24 protein-coding genes, 3 tRNA genes and 1 other annotated feature are annotated in these 22099 nt (G+C 50.5%); of the genes, 5 read left to right on the forward strand and 22 right to left on the reverse strand.

Features of this window, described 5'->3' with window-relative positions; genetic code table 11:
* Window positions 1-73: 73 nt before the first annotated feature.
* The 7 genes from M3200_RS05670 to M3200_RS05700 form a co-directional block, all read right to left on the reverse strand.
* Window positions 74-304: a hypothetical protein gene (locus M3200_RS05670; protein WP_022382579.1), complete on the reverse strand. Its 231-nt coding sequence runs from the start codon at window positions 302-304 to the stop codon at window positions 74-76.
* A 933-nt stretch (window positions 305-1237) separates the two neighbouring features.
* A tRNA-Ser gene (locus tag M3200_RS05675) sits at window positions 1238-1329 on the reverse strand.
* A gap of 123 nt (window positions 1330-1452) precedes the next feature.
* Window positions 1453-2433 (reverse strand): asparaginase, encoded by a 981-nt coding sequence (locus M3200_RS05680; protein WP_022382580.1) that lies wholly within the window; start codon window positions 2431-2433, stop codon window positions 1453-1455.
* A gap of 135 nt (window positions 2434-2568) precedes the next feature.
* A complete protein-coding gene (locus tag M3200_RS05685) occupies window positions 2569-3285 on the reverse strand; it encodes an ABC transporter ATP-binding protein (RefSeq protein ID WP_108850979.1) in 717 nt (238 codons plus the stop codon).
* A gap of 2 nt (window positions 3286-3287) precedes the next feature.
* Complete coding sequence (locus tag M3200_RS05690; RefSeq protein WP_022382582.1) at window positions 3288-4055, reverse strand: ABC transporter ATP-binding protein; 768 nt, start codon at window positions 4053-4055, stop codon at window positions 3288-3290.
* Window positions 4055-5020: a branched-chain amino acid ABC transporter permease gene (locus M3200_RS05695; protein WP_022382583.1), complete on the reverse strand. Its 966-nt coding sequence runs from the start codon at window positions 5018-5020 to the stop codon at window positions 4055-4057. The genes M3200_RS05690 and M3200_RS05695 overlap by 1 nt, the downstream gene beginning before the upstream one ends.
* Window positions 5020-5901, reverse strand: a complete 882-nt coding sequence (locus tag M3200_RS05700; protein ID WP_108850773.1) for a branched-chain amino acid ABC transporter permease — start codon at window positions 5899-5901, stop codon at window positions 5020-5022. The genes M3200_RS05695 and M3200_RS05700 overlap by 1 nt, the downstream gene beginning before the upstream one ends.
* Window positions 5902-5996: 95 nt before the next feature.
* Window positions 5997-6198: a binding site (T-box leader), on the reverse strand.
* A 382-nt stretch (window positions 6199-6580) separates the two neighbouring features.
* On the opposite strand from M3200_RS05700, the gene M3200_RS05705 reads away from it, so the two are divergent.
* The 3 genes from M3200_RS05705 to M3200_RS05715 all read left to right on the forward strand — a co-directional run bounded on the left by M3200_RS05705 (window position 6581) and on the right by M3200_RS05715 (window position 8012).
* Entirely contained in the window at window positions 6581-6994 is a 414-nt protein-coding gene (locus M3200_RS05705) for an ACT domain-containing protein (RefSeq protein WP_022382585.1), read from the forward strand.
* 142 nt (window positions 6995-7136) lie between these two features.
* Window positions 7137-7661 (forward strand): PaaI family thioesterase, encoded by a 525-nt coding sequence (locus tag M3200_RS05710; protein ID WP_232518025.1) that lies wholly within the window; start codon window positions 7137-7139, stop codon window positions 7659-7661.
* A gap of 6 nt (window positions 7662-7667) precedes the next feature.
* Window positions 7668-8012, forward strand: coding sequence for a hypothetical protein (locus M3200_RS05715; RefSeq protein WP_022382587.1), 345 nt, complete (start codon window positions 7668-7670; stop codon window positions 8010-8012).
* An 83-nt stretch (window positions 8013-8095) separates the two neighbouring features.
* Here M3200_RS05715 and M3200_RS05720 read toward each other — a convergent pair whose 3' ends face one another.
* From M3200_RS05720 to acpS, 12 genes are all read right to left on the reverse strand, one after another.
* A complete protein-coding gene (locus M3200_RS05720; protein ID WP_022382588.1) occupies window positions 8096-8653 on the reverse strand; it encodes an EAL domain-containing protein in 558 nt (185 codons plus the stop codon).
* Window positions 8617-10104 carry an EAL domain-containing protein gene (locus M3200_RS05725; RefSeq protein WP_022382589.1) on the reverse strand — a complete coding sequence of 496 codons (1488 nt, stop codon included), beginning with the start codon at window positions 10102-10104 and terminating at the stop codon, window positions 8617-8619. The genes M3200_RS05720 and M3200_RS05725 overlap by 37 nt, the downstream gene beginning before the upstream one ends.
* 286 nt (window positions 10105-10390) lie before the next feature.
* Window positions 10391-11929: a glutamine-hydrolyzing GMP synthase gene (gene guaA, locus M3200_RS05730; RefSeq protein WP_022382590.1), complete on the reverse strand. Its 1539-nt coding sequence runs from the start codon at window positions 11927-11929 to the stop codon at window positions 10391-10393.
* 104 nt (window positions 11930-12033) lie between these two features.
* A complete protein-coding gene (locus M3200_RS05735; protein ID WP_022382591.1) occupies window positions 12034-12585 on the reverse strand; it encodes a phosphoribosyltransferase family protein in 552 nt (183 codons plus the stop codon).
* Window positions 12586-12624: 39 nt separating this feature from the next.
* Window positions 12625-13419 carry a hypothetical protein gene (locus M3200_RS05740; protein ID WP_022382592.1) on the reverse strand — a complete coding sequence of 265 codons (795 nt, stop codon included), beginning with the start codon at window positions 13417-13419 and terminating at the stop codon, window positions 12625-12627.
* Between the two features lie 123 nt (window positions 13420-13542).
* On the reverse strand, window positions 13543-14361 hold the full coding sequence (locus M3200_RS05745; protein ID WP_022382593.1) for a hypothetical protein: 819 nt from the start codon (window positions 14359-14361) through the stop codon (window positions 13543-13545).
* Between the two features lie 146 nt (window positions 14362-14507).
* Window positions 14508-14597: transfer RNA gene (locus M3200_RS05750), tRNA-Ser, on the reverse strand.
* Window positions 14598-14742: 145 nt separating this feature from the next.
* The gene (locus M3200_RS05755; RefSeq protein WP_022382594.1) at window positions 14743-15750 is read right to left on the reverse strand and encodes a uroporphyrinogen decarboxylase family protein; all 1008 of its coding nucleotides are present in this window, start codon (window positions 15748-15750) and stop codon (window positions 14743-14745) included.
* 187 nt (window positions 15751-15937) lie between these two features.
* A complete protein-coding gene (locus M3200_RS05760) occupies window positions 15938-16159 on the reverse strand; it encodes a DUF3006 domain-containing protein (RefSeq protein WP_022382595.1) in 222 nt (73 codons plus the stop codon).
* Window position 16160: 1 nt separating this feature from the next.
* Window positions 16161-17090, reverse strand: a complete 930-nt coding sequence (locus M3200_RS05765; RefSeq protein WP_022382596.1) for a ComEC/Rec2 family competence protein — start codon at window positions 17088-17090, stop codon at window positions 16161-16163.
* A 31-nt stretch (window positions 17091-17121) separates the two neighbouring features.
* Window positions 17122-18654, reverse strand: a complete 1533-nt coding sequence (locus M3200_RS05770; protein WP_022382597.1) for a bifunctional ADP-dependent NAD(P)H-hydrate dehydratase/NAD(P)H-hydrate epimerase — start codon at window positions 18652-18654, stop codon at window positions 17122-17124.
* Window positions 18651-19031, reverse strand: a complete 381-nt coding sequence (gene acpS, locus M3200_RS05775; protein ID WP_022382598.1) for a holo-ACP synthase — start codon at window positions 19029-19031, stop codon at window positions 18651-18653. Before acpS ends, M3200_RS05770 begins: the two co-directional genes overlap by 4 nt.
* A gap of 206 nt (window positions 19032-19237) precedes the next feature.
* Between acpS and rpsT the strand changes: the two genes are divergently transcribed.
* On the forward strand, window positions 19238-19594 hold the full coding sequence (gene rpsT, locus M3200_RS05780) for a 30S ribosomal protein S20 (protein WP_370803393.1): 357 nt from the start codon (window positions 19238-19240) through the stop codon (window positions 19592-19594).
* A 129-nt stretch (window positions 19595-19723) separates the two neighbouring features.
* Here rpsT and M3200_RS05785 read toward each other — a convergent pair whose 3' ends face one another.
* From M3200_RS05785 to M3200_RS05795, 3 genes are all read right to left on the reverse strand, one after another.
* The gene (locus M3200_RS05785; protein ID WP_022382600.1) at window positions 19724-20257 is read right to left on the reverse strand and encodes an HdeD family acid-resistance protein; all 534 of its coding nucleotides are present in this window, start codon (window positions 20255-20257) and stop codon (window positions 19724-19726) included.
* 144 nt (window positions 20258-20401) lie between these two features.
* Window positions 20402-21649, reverse strand: coding sequence for a M20 metallopeptidase family protein (locus M3200_RS05790; protein WP_022382601.1), 1248 nt, complete (start codon window positions 21647-21649; stop codon window positions 20402-20404).
* Between the two features lie 51 nt (window positions 21650-21700).
* Window positions 21701-21847, reverse strand: coding sequence for a hypothetical protein (locus M3200_RS05795; RefSeq protein ID WP_157952103.1), 147 nt, complete (start codon window positions 21845-21847; stop codon window positions 21701-21703).
* Window positions 21848-21991: 144 nt separating this feature from the next.
* Here M3200_RS05795 and M3200_RS05800 point away from each other — a divergent pair.
* Window positions 21992-22077 (forward strand) — tRNA-Leu (locus M3200_RS05800).
* Window positions 22078-22099: the final 22 nt, after the last annotated feature.

Raw genomic sequence — 22099 nt, forward strand, 5'->3', positions numbered from 1 at the left:
TACACAGCGCCTGACTAATACCAGAGTGCTCTTTTGTAACAATAGATTTTCATAGTGGCAATTCCCTCTATGTTTAATCTTGGTCGAGTTCAATAATAGGTGCAATTTCGCCCAATGTTTTCCCGTTAAAGAAAGGCGTATTCATAACCTGATCAATATCTGTCATTTTTTCGTATTTATCTCCATGCCACACATCAAAATCATGGGCAGAAAACGGGTCAACTCCATATCTTTCCCCGTTATAGGTGAACGTTACCTCAGAAATAAGAGACTTGATTCTTTCTTTTAGCTCATCCTTTTTCATAATATATCACTGTTCTCCTTTCTCTATCGGTTAAATCCCTTTGGATTCTTCTAATCAGGTTACCGGGACTCATCATATATAATCATGTACATATTTGTCTTTTTTGTACTGATGTGTTTTAGAAATTCTGTGATAATTAATGCATTGTAACTGTAACTGTTTTTGCCTCTACCTTCATTTTATTCTCTATGAAATCAAAAGAAAAGACATAATAAAAGGGGCTGTGACAAAATGTGTAATCATTTTGTTGCAGCTCCTTTTTCTATTGCAATATTCCATTAAAGGATTATCTAACAAATGTATTTATTGGTTCTATATGAAAACCTCAAAACCTCGCTTTGCTCGAGAACTACTGTATTCCCCGGCTTCGCCGGGACCTTCTCCTTCGGAGCAAGGTTAACACCCTTAAACCTCGCTTCGCTCGAGAAAAGGAAGAAGTAGGGTTTTAACGGATTTTGTCACAGCCCCTCTATATTTTTATTAAGTTGAATCCTTAACGGGCCTTAATCATCGTCCCAGTTCGGGGGAACAGGTTTTAAATCATAAGGGAATGGATCATACCAACTACCAGCATAGTAGTCAGGCTTCCCGTCCTTTTTGTAAACTACGAAAGTAGGCCCTCCATAATGAGCGTAGTTAGGAGGATAGGGAGAAAATATAAATAGATCTTCAGCTTCATCATACTGCTTAACCTGTCGCCCCCGCATAATCATTAACTATCTTTATGGCTTCCTTCAGGCTTAGTTCCATTTTTACCTCTCCTTTCACAGATATCATTTAACATATCAGTATCAACAGCAAGATCATCAATACGTGCATATTCTATCTTTATCTTTATTTTACTCTTGTTCCAGTGAAAGGGAAATGATTGCTTCTACTGAGACATTAAAAAATGGCAAGGAAAAAGGACCTGTCCTCAGACAGATCCTCATTTGGCGGAGAGAGGGGGATTCGAACCCCCGTGACGGTATTCGCCGTCAACATGATTTCCAATCATGCACCTTAAACCGCTCGGACACCTCTCCATGCTGCTTTTCCCTGACCTTTCGGCCAGCCTGTATGAGCCGTGGTTTTCGGCTTTTTGGGCTCGTCAGTAACAACTGACTTAATCATTATACACATCAAAGCAGCATGTGTCAACGGAAAATTTACATTTTTTCAAAAATTTCCTGAAGTCTTTCGTTTTCGTTTGTTTCACCAAGGGCAAGGACGAGGAGAAGGCGGGCTTTCCAGCCGGAGAGGTCTCCGCCCAGGATGATGCCGCTTTCTTTCATGGAGAGGGCGCTTCCTTCGTAGCTGTATTCCTGCATGACGCTTCCAGAGGGGACGCGGGTGGTGAGGACTACGGGGATGCCCTGCTTGCGGAGGGCAAGGATTTCTTTTCTGCAGAGGGGCGGTACGTTGCCGCAGCCCAGGCCGTCTATGACGACACCTTTGACGCCTGCTTTTCCTGCGCATTTGACGATTTCTCCATCCATACCGGACCATGCGGAGATGAGCCAGACGTTTGGTTCGATGGTTTCCGGATGAAGTCTTGCATGGGGCATAGGTCTTCTTTCATAAATGATTTCCTTGCCATAGACAGCACCAAGGGGTCCGTAGTTCAGATCGCGGAAGGTGTCCGGATTGGTCGTATGGGATTTTGTGACGTCTTTGGCTGCGTAAATGCGGTCCTGCAGGCAGACGAGGACGCCCATGCCTTTGGACATGTCGTCAGCAGCAGTGCGGACGGCGGAGAGGATATTTTCCGGGCCGTCAGCAGAGAGTTCGGAAGCTCCTCTCATGGCGCCTGTGACGCAGACTGGTTTTTCTGTTTTCAGGGACATGTCGAGGAAGAATGCGGTTTCTTCCAGGGTATCGGTCCCATGGGTGACGACGAAGCCGTCTGCTTTCCCCTCTTCAGATAGTTTGTCGATCAGATGAGAGAGGTCGAACATTTTCTCTGCGCTCATCCAGCCGCTCGGCACGTTGGAGAATTCGACGACGGAAACGTCTGCCCAGTCAGAAAGTCCGGGAACGGCAGCTGCCAGATCTTCTCCAGATACAGCAGGAACGAGGCCGCCGGTTTCCGGGTCTTTTTTCATGGCAATGGTGCCGCCGGTTGTAATGACGATGATATGTTTTTTCATGATTTCATCCTTTCAATCGTTATCGGTTTTTATTATTGTATCACCGCCATACAGAGTCATCGCATGAGAAAAGGAGCGGATTTCTCCGCTCCCTTCCTCTGGATCGTGTTGCAACCTGTGAGGGTTGATATATGGCTACTGTTTTTTCTTTCCGCCCAGATAGGCCGCCATGACATCCGGGTTGCTAGCCACTTCCTGCGCAGGCCCCTCCATGACGATTTTGCCCGTCTCCATGACGTAAGCGTAATCGGCAATCTGGAGCGCTTTGCGGGCGTTCTGCTCAACCAAAAGAACAGTAGTACCCATTTTGTTAATGTCTTTGATTACATCAAAGATCTGCTGTACGACCAAAGGCGCAAGGCCCATGGAGGGTTCATCAAGAAGCATGACTTCCGGTCTGGCCATCATGGCGCGGCCGATGGCGAGCATCTGCTGTTCGCCGCCGGAGAGTGTGCCTCCGAACTGGTTTTGTCTTTCAAAAAGTCTGGGGAAGCGTTCGAATACCTTAGAGAGGTCTTCGCTGATTCCCGCTTTGTCTTTTCTCTGGAAAGCGCCGAGCTCCAGATTTTCACGGACGGACATGTTCTGGAGGATCTGGCGTCCTTCCGGTACGAGCACGACGCCGCCTCTGACGATTTCGAAGGGCTTCTTGCCGACGATAGATTCGCCTTTGAAGAGGACGTCGCCTGCGACTGGCTTCATGACGCCCATGATCGTTTTCATGGTCGTGGACTTGCCGGCGCCGTTGGCACCGATGAGTGTGACGATTTTTCCTTCCGGTACGGAGAGGTTGACGCCTTTCAGCGCTTTAATGTTCCCGTAGGAAGATTCAATGTTTTTCAGTTCAAGCAGCATCAGTTGTCATCCTCCTTCCCGAGGTATGCTTCAATAACCTGCGGATTGTTCTGCACTTCATCCGGCACGCCTTCAGCGAGTTTCTTGCCGAAGTTGACGACCATGACGCGGTCGCACAGGCTCATGACGAGCTGCATGTCGTGTTCGATCAGGACGATCGTGATGCCGAACTTTTCGCGGATATTTCTGATCAGTTCTGTCAGGGCAGCTGTTTCGCTGTCGTTCATGCCGGCTGCCGGTTCATCGAGGAGGATGAGTTTCGGCTTTGTTGCCATGGCGCGGGCGATTTCCAGCTTTCTCTGCTTGCCGTATGGAAGCTCGGTAGCCAGGCGGTCCGCATCTTTATCCAGGCCGACAAAAGCAAGGAGTTTCATTGCTTCTTCGCAGGCTTCTTTTTCTTCCTTCTGCTGGGAAGCGGTATGGATGATGCTGGCCAGGAGGCCGGATTTCATGCGGTCATGGACACCGACCAGGATATTTTCCAGTACGGTCATACCGGTGAAAAGGCGGATGTTCTGGAATGTACGGGCAATGCCCAGGTTGATGATCTGGTAAGGCTTCTTCCCTTCAATGGACTGGCCGTTGAAGATGACGTCGCCTTCGGTGACCTGGTAGACGCCTGTGATCAGGTTGAAAATGGTGGTCTTGCCGGCGCCGTTTGGTCCGATGACGCCATAGATTTCTCCTTCATCGACATGGAAGGACATATTGGAAACGGCTGTCAGGCCGCCGAACTGTTTAACGACATCTTTCATTTCGAGCAGCATTAGTCATCTCCTCCTTCCACTTTGACTGGTTTTGCTTTTCTGGAAAATTTAGAGGAAATCCATTTCATAGCATCATAGGACAGGATGCCGTCCGGGCGGAAGCCCATCAGGACGACGAGCATGATGCCGTAGATCATGTCTCTGTATTCAGAAAGAGCACGGAGGGATTCCGGAACGATGGTAAGGATGGCAGCGCCCAGGACAGAGCCCCAGAGAACGTTGCTGCCGCCGAATACGGTGTAAAGAAGGATGTCGACGACTTTGTGCCAGTCGAAATCGGTCGGTGTGATGAAGAATGTGGCATGTGCATAGAGTGCGCCGGCTACGCCTGCGAAGAATGCACTGAAGAGGAATGCCATCATTTTGTAGTAAACGACATTGATGCCTGTCAGGGATGCTGCGTATTCATCCGCTTTGACAGCTGCCATCGCGCGGCCCACGCGGGAGTGTTCCAGTCTGTACCAGAAGGTGACGATGGCGATGACGATGAGGAGAAGGACGATGCACATCAGGAACTGGCCGCCTGTCTGGGAGTCCATTTCCAGAGCATCGAGAAGGCCCCAGTCGCTGGCATAGTCAGAAAGCGTGGATGCCATGGACGGAATGCCGGAGAAACCAAGCGCGCCGTGCGTGATGGTCAGGTTTAATGCGATAACGCGGACGACTTCGCCAAAGCCCAGTGTCGCGATGGCCAGGTACAAGCCGCGCAGGCGGATGGTCGGAAGGCCGATGATCATGGCTACGAAAGCTGCCATGAGGCCGCCGCAGAAGATGCCAAGAGGCATCGGGAAACCGTAATCAGCCGTCAGGATGGCTGAAGTGTAAGCGCCGAAGCTCATGAGACCTGCATTGCCCAGGGAAAGAATGCCTGTGCAGAGGGTCATGTAAATCGTCAATGCAAGTATAATGTTGATGCAGACGAAAGTGAAGACCTGCAGGAAATACCCGTTCAATAACTCTTCCATTACGGTCTGCCTCCTTTCCCCGCTTTGGAGAATAACCCTTCAGGACGAAGGAACAGAATCAGGATGATCATGCCGAATGCGACAGCGTCCCTGTAGGAGGATGCGCCGTATGCGACGGTGAATACTTCTGCAATGCCCAGAATGAAACCGCCGGCCATTGCGCCTTCTACGTTGCCGAGACCGCCCATGATGAGGACTGCCAGGCCCTTGAGGCCCATAGCCGTGCCCATTGTCGGTTCGATGGCGTTGAAGGAAAGTCCGATCAGCACGCCAGCGGCTGCGCCCAGTGCGGATGCCAGCATGACGGTGAAGGTGATGATGCGGCCTGTGTTTATGCCAAGCAGGCCTGCTGTTTCAGCGTTTTCAGAAGTCGCTCTGACTGCTTTGCCGACTTTTGTACGGTCAAGTAGCAGTGTCAGGAGAACCATCAGGACAACGGCCGTGCCGAGGCTGATGATCTGGATGCCTGAAATCTTGAAGAGGCCCATATCCATCAGGCTGTTGTCGAATGTGGCCGGGAAAGACCGCGTCTGCGGACCCCAGACCATGAGCGCCACGCTTTCAAGGAACGTGGATACGCCGATTGTACTGATTAAAGGCGCAAGATGGGTGACCTTGCGGCGGCGGAGAGGACGGAGAGCAAAGATTTCCAGTCCGTAGCCCAGTACGGCTCCGCCGATCATAGCACCGATAAGTGCAGGAAAAATTCCAAATCCTGCTTCTGTGACAAGAAGCAGTCCGATGTAAGCGCCCATCATGAAGATGCCGCCATGTGCCATGTTGACGATATTGAGTACGCCGAATACCAGCGTATAGCCGATGGCAATGACCGCATAGGCGCTTCCCAGCGTTAACCCGTTGACAAGCTGTTGAAAGAACACGATCTCTATCCCCTTTCTCAAATAGAAGGCAAGCCTTCTTCTCTTAACAGAACGAATGGTACAAAAAAGCCCCTGCTGCAATCTGGCGTCATTGCAACAGGGGCGAAAGGATTCGCGGTACCACCCTACATTATACTCAAGTGTTTTCATCCGTAACGTGGACAGACGCCTTCATCTACTTATTTCGGCAAAGGAGCTCACGGGTGATATTAAATCCTGGAATGCACCGGTTTGCACCATACACCGGCTCTCTGAGGCATGGACCACAATTTACTTTGTCCCATTCATCGCTTTTCATATGCCTGTAACGCCGGCCGCGTCGAAAGCTAATCTGTTCACTTTCGAGAACTCCCGGGTGAGCTCGCATTGTGATGTCTGCACCGGCTTTCACCATCCGCCGGTTCTCTGGAGCATATTATCAGAATGCTTATCCCGATCCTTGCCATTCGTTCTGTCGTTATTGTTGATATTATACCCTTGCCAAATGAAATGTCAATAGATTTCTTTCGAATTCTGAAAAATCATTTCAACAGAGCTGCCTTATCAATAAATCGTATCTTTTCGTACCGCTTTTCCTTTTCTATGATACAATACAATTATCAATCAGGAGGCAATCCGCATTCCGCCGTACTTTTTTTCAAAAAAGGAACCGACGGGCTCTTTCAAAGGGGGAATTTCTATGCTGCAGCAGATCTCCATCTTCACTGCCAACCAGAAAGGCGCGCTGAGCAAGATCACAGCCATTCTGGAAAAGAACAATATCAACATTTACACGATGTTGGCAACCGACAGCGCCGAATTCGGTATCGTACGCCTCATCACGGACGACGCTGAAAAATCAGAGAAAGCGCTGAAGGACGCAGGATACCAGTGCCGCCTCGACTGCATCATTGCCGTCGACATGGCATCGGACAAGCCTGGCACATTGAATCACATCCTCGCCGATCTCAATGATGCCAATGTCATGATCCGCTATCTCTACATTTCCTTTGACCGCCAGACCGGCACGCCGATCGCTGTCTTCAATACGAATGATTCCGAAACGGAGACATTCCTTCGCGGCAAGGGCTACAAACTGCTCGACACGCTGTAAGACATGCATTCAAAAGTCCGGCCGCTTTCGCAGTGCCGGATTTTTTTCAGGGCCCATGGTATATAGAAGCATACCATGTATCATATTTTTGCGTACTTGGAATCCATTTTCACTCTGACTATAATGAAAACAGGAAATGGAAATGAAAGGAGTCATGATGACAAAGGATATCGATGAGAACACGCTCGGCCTTTCGGAAAAGGAAAAAGCATTCCTGAAGGCCGAGGAAGAACGGATGGGCATGAAGCTCAAGGAGCTCGTGAGCCCTCCTGTTTACAATATGTGCTTCGCCTGCGGATCGGCGAATCCGATCGGGCTGCACCTTCATTTCTTTGCCATCCCTGACGGATGCATTTCCTTTTTCACGCCCAGAAGAGAACACCAGAGCTACAATGACCGCATGCACGGCGGGCTCATCATGACGCTGATGGATGAAGTCATGGGCAATTACTTATTTCTGACCGGCGGCGTCCCCGCTTATACCGGCAAGATGGAATCCCGTTTCCGCTCCCCTATCCTCATCGGAGAGACGGTCGAGATCCGCTGCCATGAAGAAAAGCGCAGGGGACAGCTCGTCATTATGACGGCCAAGATCATCAAGGAAGACGGCACGGAAGCTGCCGAGGCTGTATCCCACATGATGCTTGAACCGCCTTCGAAAGGATGATGCATAATGGCAAAGGAAGAAATTATTCAGAAGGTCAAGGAAACAATGGAAGCACCGAGCTGCTTTGCAGGATTAAAAGCAGTCTGCCAGGAATACCTGGAGGCTCAGGGAACTGGCAAGGAAAAGGAAGCTGCTGAAAAGCTCTCCGCTGCTTTGAAGGACTGCGTCCAGTCCATCGACACTGTCATTCCCTTCTTCAAATCCGAAGCTGGCGTGAAGTACTTCGGCAAGGAAACTGCCGCAGCTCTTGCAAAGGCTGCTGATGAAGCCAAGGAAAAGGGCTCGAAGTACTGCATCTGCCCGGCGTGCACTGCCGGCGGATACCTGCTCGACCATATCCATGAACTGTAATCCATTGAAAAATGCATTGAAAAGAGGCTGTGAATCCGGTGATCCGGTTCACAGCCTCTTTTTATGCCCTCGCCGCAAGGGCCTTACCTGCTGTTATCCGAAAGGGTTGCGGCGAATACACTTCCATATCTTTCCGTCTCTTCGTAAGCCCTTTCGCTTGGAGTAAACACTTCCCTTTTCTCTTCCTTCAGACTGTACTTCTTCAGGAAATCCTGCATGCTGACGGGCTTTGAATAATAGAAGCCCTGGAAATAATCACAGCCCATCCTTTTCAGACCGTCAACCATCTCCTTCGTCTCGACGCCTTCCGCCACGACCTTGAATCCCATGCGGTGCATGCTCTGGATCAGGTTTGGCAGGTATGAATCCGGATGCGCGAAGTGGCCGCGTACGAGGGACATGTCGATTTTGATTTCTTCAAAAGGAATGTCCTTCATGCGGGACGCGTTCGAAAATCCCGTACCATAATCATCGAGAGCAAGATCAAATCCCATATTTTTCAGAAGGCCCACCTGCTTGAATCCGGCGGAATTCAAGGTGCCCTGTTCCGTGAGTTCGAGGCGGACTGTCGATACCGGCACGCCGTAGTTTTCACGGATGTCATTCAGGCGTTCTGCCAGACAACGGCGCAGACACTGCACTGGCCCACATTGACGTGCACCCACTTCATGCCGCATGCTTCGAGGCCGCCGTCACGGATGAATTCGCATACCTTGGCGAAAACCTGCTCGCCCAGGATGCTGACCGCACCCGTTGCGGAAGCCATATCGATGAACTCGGCAGGTCCCACGATGGACCCGTCCTTGTCTTTCATGCGCACAAGTGCTTCAGCGCCTTCCACACGACCGGAGGACGCTTCCACAAGCGGCTGCAGGAACACTTCCAGAGAATTTCCCGCAAGAGATTCTTCAAGAAGTCCGCGTACATGAAACCGGCGTTTCACGCGTTCCTGGTACCCTTTGTCAATGATGACGTCTTCATGCTTCGGAGAATCGGCTGTTTCAAAAGCGATGCCGATGCACTGCTTCAGCTCATCCACGCTGCTGAAGACAAGCGTATCATCCAGAATGCAGCAGTTGATGTCGAAGTAAGCGATCTTGCCATCCCTTCCCCAGGGCTTTCTGAATCGCTCATGCACCTTGCTGACTTCCGCTTCCAGATCCATGGGCAGCGTCGAAATGATGAAGAAACGGCCGCCTCCCATGTAGAAGAGGTACTGCTTTGAAAACTCCTGCCTGAGATACTTCCCGAAATATCCCAGGAAACCGTCTACGAATGCACCGCCGTAGGCCATGCGGCATTCATCATAATCACGAATGACGAAGCCGAATCCTTCGAAGTCGTTCTTCTCCAGAAGCTGCCTCATGATCATGCGGAAAGCTTCTCTCGTCATAAGTTCCGTCTTATGGTCGAGGAAGAGGTCCGGATTTCTGACCGTCAGGTAAATGACTGCGATGCCCATCGTGAAGCTGAAGGACAGAAACAGTTCCTGCCAGTAATATCCTTCCAGAAGGATACCGGCCATGATGAATGCGCCTGCAGTGAGGATTCCTTCCACCTGTCCCTCATTGTCCTCTGTACGGAAAACAAGCGCCGTAGCAAGGCAGAGCACCAGATAGAAAATAAGGAATCCATAGAAAAGAGGATACAAGCTTCCTTGATGGATACCTGTCTCAGGATCGACACTGATCATCGAGCCGAAGAACTGGGACACAAAGATCACAAGCGCCATCGGCAGAACAGGGACCGCGGCAAGCCTTATCCACTTCGGATTGATGCGGTCGCCTGCATGAAGTGTTTCCATCACATAGCGGAAACCATTATAAGCCGCCAGAAGAACGAAGAGATGGTAACCCACGTTCAAGCCATATATGACCGGAACCGAAGTCGTTTCCCATCCCGCACACGCGGCTGCCGAAAGAATACCTGCAATCATTGCTGCCAGATTGAAGTACATCAGGTTCGTGAAGTACATGGTGTCTTTCATTGGAAGCTTTCTCTTCCGCATGTAATAAACCAGGAACAAAACCTGAACCGGAATAGCAGCCAGATAGAAGTCCATATCGTAGCTGCCACGAAGGAAATCGATCATAATAAAGTCCCCTTTATATAAATACGAAGAATCATGCGGATCCATCGTCGAGATTTAAAGCGGGATGCCCGTACTTCTAAATATATGCTTGTTTCTATATCTAATTTTACTACTTTCCCCAGTACTTATCCATGATTATTATAATTGTTTGCTTTTATGTGATAAGCTTTACCCATTATATATTTATATAGCGGAAATATTTCGAAATGGAGAATTTACACGCAAAAGGGGCCGTGGCAAAATGATTGCACATTTTGTCACAGCCCCTTTTTTATTACGTATTATATTATTCCCATTCGATGGTGCTCGGCGGCTTGGAGGTGACGTCGTAAACGACGCGGTTGACTCCTGCCACTTCGTTGCAGATTCTTCTGGACATTTCGTCGAGGACTTCCCACGGGAAGCGGAAGTAATCAGCAGTCATGCCATCAGAGCTTGTTACAGCGCGGATGCCTACGGTGTAGTCATAGGTTCTTTCGTCGCCCTGTACGCCTACGGAGCGGATAGCTGCCGGCAGTACAGCGAAGGACTGCCAGATATCATTGTAGAGGCCATGCTGTTTGATGACGTCTCTGACGATGAAATCAGCTCTGCGGAGGATGTCGAGTCTTTCCGGGGTGATTTCGCCGATGATGCGGATAGCAAGACCTGGTCCCGGGAACGGCTGGCGGTTGATGACTTCTTCAGGAAGTCCAAGTTCGCGGCCGAGCTGGCGGACTTCATCCTTGAAGAGTTCGCGCAGCGGTTCGATGAGTTCGAACTTCATGTCCTTCGGAAGGCCGCCTACGTTGTGGTGGGATTTGATGGTCGCGGCGGTGGCTGTGCCGGATTCCACGACGTCAGGATAGAGTGTGCCCTGGACGAGGAATTTCACGTCATCAAGCTTATTGGCTTCTTCCTGGAAGGTATGAATGAATTCAGCGCCGATGGTCTTTCTCTTCTTTTCAGGTTCGGTTACGCCTGCAAGAAGGTCCATGAAATGCTTGGATGCATCGATGTGGACGAGTTTCATGTTGAATTTGTTTGTGAAGGTGTCGACGACCTGTTCAGCTTCGCCAAGACGGAGGAAACCGTGATCGACGAAAACGCAGGTCAGCTGATCGCCGATAGCCTTGTGGACAAGGACAGCGGCAACGGAGGAATCAACGCCGCCGGACAGTGCGCAGATGACGTTGTGATTTCCTACTTTTTCACGGATGCTTTCTACAGCAATATTGATGTAGTTGCCCATGGACCATCCGCCTTCACATTCGCAGATCTTGAAGAGGAAGTTCTTCAGCATGGTGGTGCCTTCCGGAGTATGAACAACTTCCGGATGGAACTGTACGCCGAAGAAGCGTCTTGCTTCATCTGCCATAGCTGCGGTCGGTGTCAGGGCTGTATGACCGGTCAGGCCAAAGCCTGCAGGCATGTCTGTAACGGAGTCGCCGTGGCTCATCCATACGGCTGTCTTTTCAGAAACGCCTTCAAAGAGTGCGGAGCTGCCGTCACGGAAGAATTCAGTATGGCCGTATTCATGCGCTTCTGGCTTTACGACTTCGCCGCCCAGGGTCTTTGCCATGAGCTGCATGCCGTAGCAGATGCCTAAAATCGGCACGCCTGCCTTAAAAACGTCCGGATCAATCTGCGGTGCATTTTCCGCATTGACGCTGGACGGGCCGCCGGAGAAAATAATCCCTTTCAGGTTGGGGACCAGAATCTCACTGGCTGGCTTGTTGTACGGCAGGATTTCGCAGTATACGCCGCATTCGCGCACACGGCGCGCAATGAGCTGGGCATACTGTCCGCCGAAGTCAACAATGATGACTATTTCCTGATGCTTCATCTGTTTCCTCCTATGGGAACCTAATCAGTCAAAAGATACAATTCGTATCGTTTATTATATCACATCCGGGAAGCAGATTCACCGCTTCCCGGATGTTAAAAGAATTATTCGTGTTCAAAAAGAGGGAGTTTTTCAAGGAAAATGATGTCGTCTCTCTTTGCTGCATTTCCTTCTGCAAGGATGGCAGCTTCGCCAATGACATGAGCGCCTGCTTTTTCAGCAAGGGCCTTCATGGCTTTCATGGATCCGCCTGTGCTGATGACATCATCAAGAAGGAGGACGTTTTTGCCGTGGAGCATTTCCACATCCGTGTCCATGAGGTAAAGGCGCTGCTTGCCCTTCGTCGTGATGGATTCATCTTCCACCCAGATCGGGTTCTGCATATACGCTTTGACAGACTTTCTTGCAACGATGTAGCGCTTCATGCCAAGGACACGCGCCAGTTCAGCTGCAAGGGGAATGCCCTTCGTTTCAGCGGTCATTATGATATCTGTGTCTTTCGGAACCCTGGCAGCTAGTTCTTCGGATGCCCTGGTAACGATCTCCGTATCCCCGAGGATAACGAAGCCTGCAATCGACAATGTGTCGCTGACTGGAAGGATTGGAAGCTGTCTTGTGCAGCCTGCCACATGTAATTCATAGTAGTTCTTTGCCATGATACTCCTCTTTCTTATCGATTATCGTTCGCCCTTCTCTTAATTCCCATTCGGGGAAGGTGGAGCGGGTGTGATGTCCACCTGTACAGGCGGTGTCTTGACGATTTCGACTTTCGGCGCTTCGGTGATGGTCACCTTGACGTCGGAAATATCGTCTTGTTTCTTTGCTGCATCTGGATTTTCCGAAGGCTTTTCGTTCTTTCCAGCACTGCCTTCCTTCTTTGAAGGTCCCTTAGAGGAATCTTCTGCAGCAGGCGTATTCTTTTGGGAAACGTCAGTGGAAGATGATTTTACGACTTCTCCCTTTCGCTTGACGCCGCCGTCAGCGGCAGGAAGCTTTGCATCATCAGAAGGTGCTGTTTTCCCCAGCGCCTCCTTCTTGGATGCCATGATTTTAGAAATCTGTGATGTAAGAACGCTCCTTCTCGCATCGTCGCCCATTTCTTCACGGACAAACATGACGGCAAGCGCAGCAGGATCGTCGAAATTTTTGGAAACTTCGCTCCATTTCCCATCCGTTCTCTGTGCCCATACCCTGCCATCTACGTCAAAACGGACATGAACCCATGCCTCCCCTGTTTCCTTATTGGAGACAAGATTCATGAGCTTGACCCTGGCTGCAAGGCCGTCCTCGAAGACATCCTCGATCGTCACGGTGGACAGATCCAGGAAAAGTCCCGTGGTGCCGTCATTGTAAATGCCGCCTGTATTCTGGATCATGGGATAGTTCTTATCCCCGTTCAGGTAGTAAGGGTCGCTCGCAGCTGCCTCGGAAAAACTGCACACGGCCAGGCAGAAGCCCAGCGTCATCAGGCAAGTCCTGAATTTTCTCATAGGTATCCTCCTCTGGCAGAGATATCCGTTTCACCTCTGCTATTGTACTATAAACAGGCAAGAATTAGTACCTTTTATGGCATGGAAAAAGCAGCGGTCCTGCCGCTGCTTTCCTATTACTGACTAAGCGCCGAGTTCATCAAGGAGTTCTTCGGATGCTTCCAGAGCCTCGCGGATTTCCGGACGAAGGTCTGCGCCGTCTGTCAGGAAACGGACTTCCGAGAGTGCGCGGATCAGGCGGGCAATCTGTGCAGTACGGCCGATCAGGATCTTCTGAGCAGGTGTGTACTTCTTCCAGTCATTGCCGGAAGTAGACTGGATGCGGCGGATATCTTCAATACCGTCTTCAAAGTAATCGGAGAGGTCAAGAAGCGCATCTTCTGCCTGACGGGCTTCGCGGCGGATTTCCTGCATGCGGGTGCAGAGTCTCTTCACTTCCTGCTGGAATGCCTGCAGACGGATGCCCATTTCACGAAGGGCTGCCGTATCATGCTTTTCAGCGGCTGCAATGTCAAGGCCTTTGATCTGCGGAACGATGGCGAAGGTATCGAGGACGCCTGCGCCGAAGCCTACAGCGTCCATAGCACCGGTCAGAGTGACGACGCTCATAGCCTTGGCAGACAGGTTTTCCAGTTCCTTCCAGTTCTTTCTTTCCTTATTGAAATGATCAAGTCCGGTCAGATTTTCGCAGTCATGGAAATCTACATTCTCGAGCTGGGAGAACAGGTTCGTGAATTTCTTCATGTCGCCGGACATCAGTGTGATCCTGACGCGGTCGAGTTCCCCGAGCTCATCCTGAGCGCGCACCTTAGCTCTGTTGATTCTTTTCGTAGCTCTGCGTCTGGCTCTTTCGACTTCGCCATTGATGCTCTCTGGTTTTGCCGAAGAAGAATTTCCGCTGACGGCGGAGGAAATCATGCGCAGAATAAATGAAATAGACATAACTTGGCCCCCTTCGAAATATGATGTTCTGGTATCGTTTCACTTCTATAAATTATAACATATTTCTAAGGAATCATACAGTTCGAATCATATCGTTATATACTTTTTACAATTAAAAAACGCCAACCTCGGTTGACGTTTTATTGTGGCGGAGCGAGGGAGATTCGAACTCCCGCACCGGAAACCGGTCTAACGATTTAGCAAACCGTCCTCTTCAGCCACTTGAGTATCGCTCCATATAACTGACTTTAAATACTTTACACTATATGAGGCGATATTGTCAAGTGAAAATTAACCGGTTCTTATAAGACAGATGCTATTCCATCATTTTTGTTCTTCATTCCGCTAAGGAACCACGCTGATGTAAAGAGAAAGATATCCTTATTTCGAGTATTTTTCAGCAGCTTCCCTGACCCATTCAAAGCGCACGGGGTCGATATCCTTGGGGACGGTGCAGTCAGCGCCTAAGATGACGCCCTTCGTTCCCGCCTTGTCCAGGATCTTCTTCGTTTCTGCTTCGACCTCTTCCCTGCTTCCGCTGTAGAGGACGCCCTCAGGATTGTTGTCGAATCCTCCGATCACGCAGCGGTGATCAAAGATTTCCTCTCCCTTTTCAAGCGGCACGCCTTCAAAAGCGACAGCCCAGTTGACGGCCTTGAACGGATAGTCCTTATACCATGTCAGATCATTGTGGCATCCCATGTAGCCGCAGATATGAAGAAGGTTGTAATCAGATGATTCATTGGCCGCTTCGAGGACCGCCTTCTCGGAAGGCGTGATGAATTCGCGGTACTTTTCCTTCGTCATGTCCGGATGCGGGATATTCTGTACGGAAAGGTAGATGCTGTCTGCATGGCCTTCTGTGATGACAGCGCGGGCCAGTGTTGCGATATCTTCCGTCAGTACGGCCATGACTTCCTTCAGGGCTTCCGGATCTTCCTTCATGAAACGGGTGATGACTGTCTTCGCATCGCTTCCTGTCTGCTGGAATTCAATGCATCTTGTCGGCGCGAAAAGATTGTAGAAAACCATGACGTCTTTCCCGTACCGCTCTGTCAGGATGCCGCAGAGCTCTACCTGCTTCTGGACCCATTCCGAATCCCTGCCAAGCGGTCTGATGCCGGCAGCATCCCTGATCGATTTCAGGTCATGAAGCTGCTGGTGCGGATAGAGGAAAAATCCATCCGTCATGACTTTCATGAAATCCGGATGCCATGACTGGTAAAACGATTCATGGCCCGCCAGATTGTCCTTCCATGCCGAAGGATCGGCCAGTGCGTCTGCGTGTCTCTGATCTGCCAGGAAATGATGCCAGAAACCTACCGGCACGCGGTCTGCCGGTCTGCAGTCAAGAGCTGCCTTTACGAGTTCTCTCTTAGTCTGTGCCATATGAAACTCCTTTCAAAAACAGGAAACATCCTTCCCGGCTGCTTCCATTCCTGCCGTATTTCAGCTTCTCTCTATATTACGCCGCGGCGCGTCCTGCCGCAAATGAAATATGGCATCGGAGAAGATTTCCATAATAAAAGAGGCCGCAGTAATGATTACATCTCTGCAGCCCCTTTATGATTATTGATTATTCAATTCCGTTCATTTTCTTGATATCTGCCAGAAGGTCTTCGGCGGATTCCATGGATTCCTTTTCCCTTTCAGGATTTTCGGTGAATTCCATGTCGATGGCCATGCCTTCATGCATATCGTCGAACCAGGCAGCAGGAATATGGATTTCCTCTTCGTCGTCTGTCAGGAGAACGGCAACTTTCCCTTCAATGCGGTCTACAATGGCTTCTTTTTTCATGTTAGTGCTCCTTTGCAATCTGGTACGTGCTTCCGTCCGTCGTGAGTATGACAGTGCCGTCGCGGTCCGTGCGGAAAATGTGGATGCCTGCATTTTCAAGCTTCGTCATCGTTTCCTTGTGCGGATGGCCGTAATCATTGCCCTGTCCGCAGGAAATGAATGCTTCCTTGGGAGCGACTGCTTTCAGGAAGGAAGGCGTCGTGCCTGTGCGGCTGCCGTGATGGCCGACCTTGAGGACATCACTCTTCAGACCAAAGCCGCTCTTGAGGATGGCAGACTCTTCTTCCTTCTCTGCGTCCCCTGTAAAGAGCATGGAGAAATCTCCGTATGTCAGCTTTCCTACGATGGAATTATTATTGAGATCCGGGCGGCCCTTCTGGTCCGTGATTTCACTGACCGGTCCTGCTACGTGGAAATCAACGCCGTCAAAGAGAGCAATCGTTTCGCCGGCCTTCGGAATATGGAACGGGATGTTCTTTGTCTTGATATTCTTCAGGTAAGTCTTGTACGTATTCGTATTTGTCGGAACGCCGTCGTCATAAATGTTGTCGACTTTGATATTGTCGAAGACAGCCTTCATGCCGCCCATGTGATCGGCATGCGGATGCGTGATGATGACATTGGATAATTCCTTGACGCCGTATTCATGAAGGTACTTCACGAGTGCCTCTCTGTGTTCGACATCGCCTGTATCGATCATGGCAAACTTGCCGTCCTTTTCAAGAAGGAAAGCATCGCCCTGCCCGATATCGAGCATGCGGATAATGAGCTTGTCTCCCGGTTTGGCCGGCGTCTTTGCAGCGCCTGCTGCCGGCGCTTTCGCTGAGCTTGATGATGCGCCGCTTCCCCCGCAGCCTGCCAGTGCAAAGCCTGTGACAGCTGCCAGAAGGATGATCATAAATGCTTTTGCTAACTTTTTGAATAAATGCATAAAATCCCCCAGTCTTTAATACCCCCAACTACTATTCATCCATTTCAGTGATCTGCGCCCTTGCCTTTGGAAGGAGGCGTGCCAGATCGGTCACGCGGTAACCCACCGCCGTCGTTTCTGCCGCCAGATCTCCGGCAAGGCCGTGAAGATAGACGCCGACCGCTGCCGAGGAAGACGGGCTCATGCCCTGCGCCGCCATCGCGCCGATGACACCTGTCAGCGTATCTCCCATGCCGCCTGTCGCCATGCCTGGATTTCCCGTCGTATTGACGTAGGAGCGGCCGTCAGGAAGGCCGATGACCGTAGGCGCGCCCTTAAGGACAAGGACGAGACGGTTCTTCTTGGAGAAATCGGACGCAGCATCAATCCTCTTCTCCTCGATTTCGGAAGCAGAAAGGCCTGTCAGCCTTGCGAACTCTCCCACATGAGGCGTCAGGATCAACCGGCCCGGGCAGGACTTGAAATCGATCTTCGCCTCGGCGGCCGCGTAGAGCCCGTCCGCATCAAGGATGATCGTCTTCTCAAAGTTTTCGACCATTTTCTTCACGAACTTCACCGTTTCCTCATCCCTGCCGATGCCGGGCCCGATGGCGATGACGTCATACGCCTTGGCCTTCTCAAGGGCAGCTTCCGCCATGTCTTCCGTGAAGTGCGGACCGTTTCCGATGGAGGAAACCATGATTTCAGGGAACTTTCCTGCCATGATGGGTGCAGCATCGCCTGTCGTGATGATGGCTGTCTTGCCGGCCCCTGCATAGAGGGCGCCCTGCCCCGCAAGGAGGGCTGCGCCTTCCATACCGGACGACCCTGCAAAAATGCCAAGGAATCCGTTCTTTCCTTTATGGGAAATCTGATTCCTTACAGGAAGAAGAGGCGCGATGTCTTCCCTGAAAAGAAGGCGGACAGGGAAATCCTCGGATGCTTCCTCAGGAATGCCAATCGGCGAAAAGAGAAGACGGCCCGTATGCTCGCTTCCCGGATAAAGGACATGCCCGCGCTTCACCGAACCCAGAGCGACGGTGAAATCCGCATTGACAGCCGTCCCTGCCGGTCTTCCCGTATCCGTCACAAGGCCGCTTGGAATGTCGGTCGAAACGACGAGCGCATCCGTGTCATTGATGATATCGATGAGCGCTGCCTTCTCGCCCTTCACTTTGCTTGCAAGGCCCGTTCCAATCAAAGAATCGATGATGATATCCGCATCATAGAGGTAGGGAACCGCTTCTTCTGCTTCCATCACCTCAATGACAGGAATCCCCATCTTCTCAGCCGTCTTCCGGTACATCTTTGCCGACTCTCCCATGTGGGACGGATCCCCCATGAGGATGACCAGGACCCTGGCGCCTGCGCCTCTTGCATAGCGGGCGCTGACAAATCCATCCCCGCCATTATTGCCCGTGCCGCAGACAATGACAGTGAATGCGCCTTCCCAGTCCGTAAACTCTCTCATGCGGCTGACGACAGCGCGTCCTGCATTTTCCATCAGGACAGCTTCCGGCAGTCCGTACTCTGTCATAGCGATCTTGTCCAGCAGCCTGGACTCCGCCGTACTTGTCAGAATCATGATTTGCCTCCTGCCATCACGACCACCGCGATGGACATATGATCTTCATGCGAAATGGAAATCGACATTTCCGTGACGCCAAGCTCCCTGGCCCGCTTTTCAAACGTGCCCTTCAGATGAAGCTCCGGTGCTCCCCACTTGGACCATGTGACATAGGCATCCTGCCAGGCCGATCCGAAGATGCCGATTCCCAGCGCTTTGCCGGCCGCTTCCCTGGCTCCCCAGAGAGCCGCATAGGACTCAGCCCGCTTCTTTCCTTTCTTTTCGCAATGGGCAATTTCATCCGGCGTGAAAATTTTCTCTGCCCTGGCAGGAAATTTCTCCAGAATCCGTTCCCAGCGTTCTATCTTGACGAGATCTACTCCGACGAATAGCATAAGGTCTCCTTCCGAACCGGAACCTCCGGCTCTTACATTTCTATTGTACAAAAAGACATACTTCGATTCAAACAAAATTCTCCTGTTCGCCCTGACTTTTCCCGTCTTTTCCGCAAAACATCGTACCTTTTGAATTTTCAGAAAATTTCTTGCCTTGATTGATGAAATATGATAGAATGTCATGGTATGAATAATGCAGACGGGAGGTGAAATCATTGCCACAGATTAAATCCAATATGAAAAGCATGAGACAGGACGCTGCAAAGAAGGCTGCAAATTCTGCTATTAAATCCAGAATCCACAGCTCCGTTAAGAAAGCTGTCGCTGCTGCTGCTACGGAAAACCAGGACGAAGCTATCCGTGCTGCTGTAAGCGTTATCGATAGCGCTGCTCAGAAAGGCGTCATTCACAAGAATGCCGCAGCTCGTAAGAAATCCCGTCTGAACGCGAATGTACAGGCTGCTGTTGCTAAAATCCAGGCTGAAAAAGCTAAATTAGCTGAAGAAGAAGCTAAGGAAGAAGCAAAGGAAGCTTACAAAGAAGCAATGGAAGAAAAGGCTTAATTCTTTTCCGAAGAAAAACCGTAGTGATGGCGCTGCGGTTTTTTTATTGCCTGAAATTGATACTGTTCACGAAAAAAGGACTGTGACAAAATGATTGCACATTTTATCATAGTCCCTTTACAATTGCTTTTATGATTCAGAATCGTCAGCTGCTTCGCTCTGTCTCCAGATCATGAATGTCGAGATGCCGGTCCAGATGAGTGCCAGTGCTACGCAGTACATGAAGATGATGCTTGCTGCATCCGGTCTCAAAACAAGGGCTGCGCCGATCAGGATTTCAATGATAGCTACAGGCATGTAAAGCGAAGAGTGCTTCATTTCCTTTTCTTTCTTCTTCCGGAGTACGATCATCAGGATGCCGCGGAGCAGGATGTAGATGGCAAACATAAGCGGAAGCATGTAGGCAACCAGCGTGAATACCATGCTGACAAGCATCCAGATGCCGAATACTACGTCGAGCAGGGCAATAAGCAGATGCCAGAAGGAACGGTAGCCCGGATCAATCTGGAAAAAGCGGATTATCTGGAGCGCGCCGCCCAGGACGAGTACGAATCCGATATACCAACCAACGATCAGAAGCGAGATCTCCGGCTGCAGGATGCAGAATATGCCTGCGCCAATGAAGAGCAGACTCCCGAGTATCAATACAATTGAACTTAACATGATCATCGCCTTCTTCTTTCCGAAACCATTTCTTTATCTATCTATATTATAGGACTTTATCGAAGGCGTTTCCATAGAAAAGAACAAAAAAATAAAGCCTCCATAAATAATCTATAAATTACGGGAGGCTTTATTTTTTATTGATCAGGTTAATTTCAGCATGCTTTCAAGGTCCGTCGGATGGAAGAACGGTGTTTCGGGCTTTTCTGCCAGAGCTCTTGTGACATAGGCAAGAGCGGCGGCAACGCCTGTGACGAGGCCGTCTTCTGCAATGTCGAATTTCGGTGTGTGGTGCGGGCTTCCGCTTCCGACTTCCGGATCATTGATGCCGGTGAAGAAGAAGACGCCCGGATATGTCGATTCCGTAATGGAGAAGGTTTCCGTGGCCATCCACATCGGGCAGTCCGGATCAAGCGCATCGCTTCCAAGGGCTTCAGTGACAGATTTTCTGGCAAGATCGACGCATTCCTTCGTATTGACGGTAACCGGGAAGTACTGGTCTTCGACGATTTCTGCCGTCAGGCCGTGGAGCTCGGCAATGCCCTTCGTCACTTTGAGGAAGGTATCGCGGAAAGCAAGGCCGTCGTCATTCTTTGTGCAGCGGGCGGTGCCTGCAAACATCAATTCATCCGGAATGATATTCGGTTCATGGCCTGCCTGCACGCATCCGAAGGAGTATGTCAGGCTGTCGGACGGATCGACGGCACGCATGCGGTAGGAACGAAGTTCGCTCGCAATGGAAATGAAGCATTCGATCGGGCTTTGTGCCATGTCCGGACGGGATCCGTGGCCGCTCTTCCCGTGAAGCTTCACGCGGAAGAAGTAAGCTCCGGCCAGTGCACTTCCGTAAAGGATGCCGACCTTTCCTGCCGGAAGATTCCACATGACATGGGTGCCGAAGCAGGTATCGATATGGATTTTGTTATCGCGGAGGTAGCGGAGAAGCGGCGCAATGCCTCTTTCCCCCATTTCCTCAGCCTCTTCGAACATGAAGACGATCTTTCCTTCCCATTCATCCTTGTGCTGGGCAAGGATTTTGGCTTCGGTAAGGAGCATCGCCATATGGCCGTCATGGCCGCAGGCATGCATGATGCCTTCATTTTCTGAAATGCAGACTCTTTCCTTTGCCATATTGACGGGGTCTTCCTTGATGGGAAGCGCATCAATGTCTGCTCTCATGAGCATCGTCCAACCCGGTTTCCCGCTGTCCAGGAAGCCGAATACGCCGCCGTGCGGCACTCTGACTGTTTCTATGCCATACTTGTGCAGGAATTCCTCGATGGTATCCATCGTCTTGAATTCTTTCTGCGATAATTCCGGATTTTCATGGAAATGACGGCGAAGGCTGACTACCGTCTCTTTTTCCTGCCATGCTAATGTTTTTACATCCAAAAGAAATCCCTCCTTAGGGCCAGGCCCTTCTTCTATGGGGCAGCGCCCCTCCTACCTTCTTCTCCATAAATGGAGACAGGAAAGCGAAAATGCGGCAACGACGATGGCCGTTGCGCAAAGTGTCAGAAAATCATAATTTTCATGCAGCCGATACAGGCTGAAGAGAGCCAGAAGGCCCAGAAGCAGTAATTTGAACATATGACCATCTCATTTCTTTTTCGGCTAATATATACTATCATAGCACGCTGATGAAGTGATGAAAATAAAAAGGTCAAAATGAATCGTTTTCAATGACCATTGACGAATCTTCCAGTCATATGCTAAAATAACTTTTGTTGATATGCCGGAGTGGCGGAATGGCAGACGCACCAGACTCAAAATCTGGCGATGGCAACATCGTGCGGGTTCAAGTCCCGCCTCCGGCACCACAGAGAAGATCCCAATGCGGGA

This window comes from Dialister sp. CAG:357, assembly GCF_000435155.1.
Classification (GTDB): domain Bacteria; phylum Bacillota; class Negativicutes; order Veillonellales; family Dialisteraceae; genus Dialister; species Dialister hominis.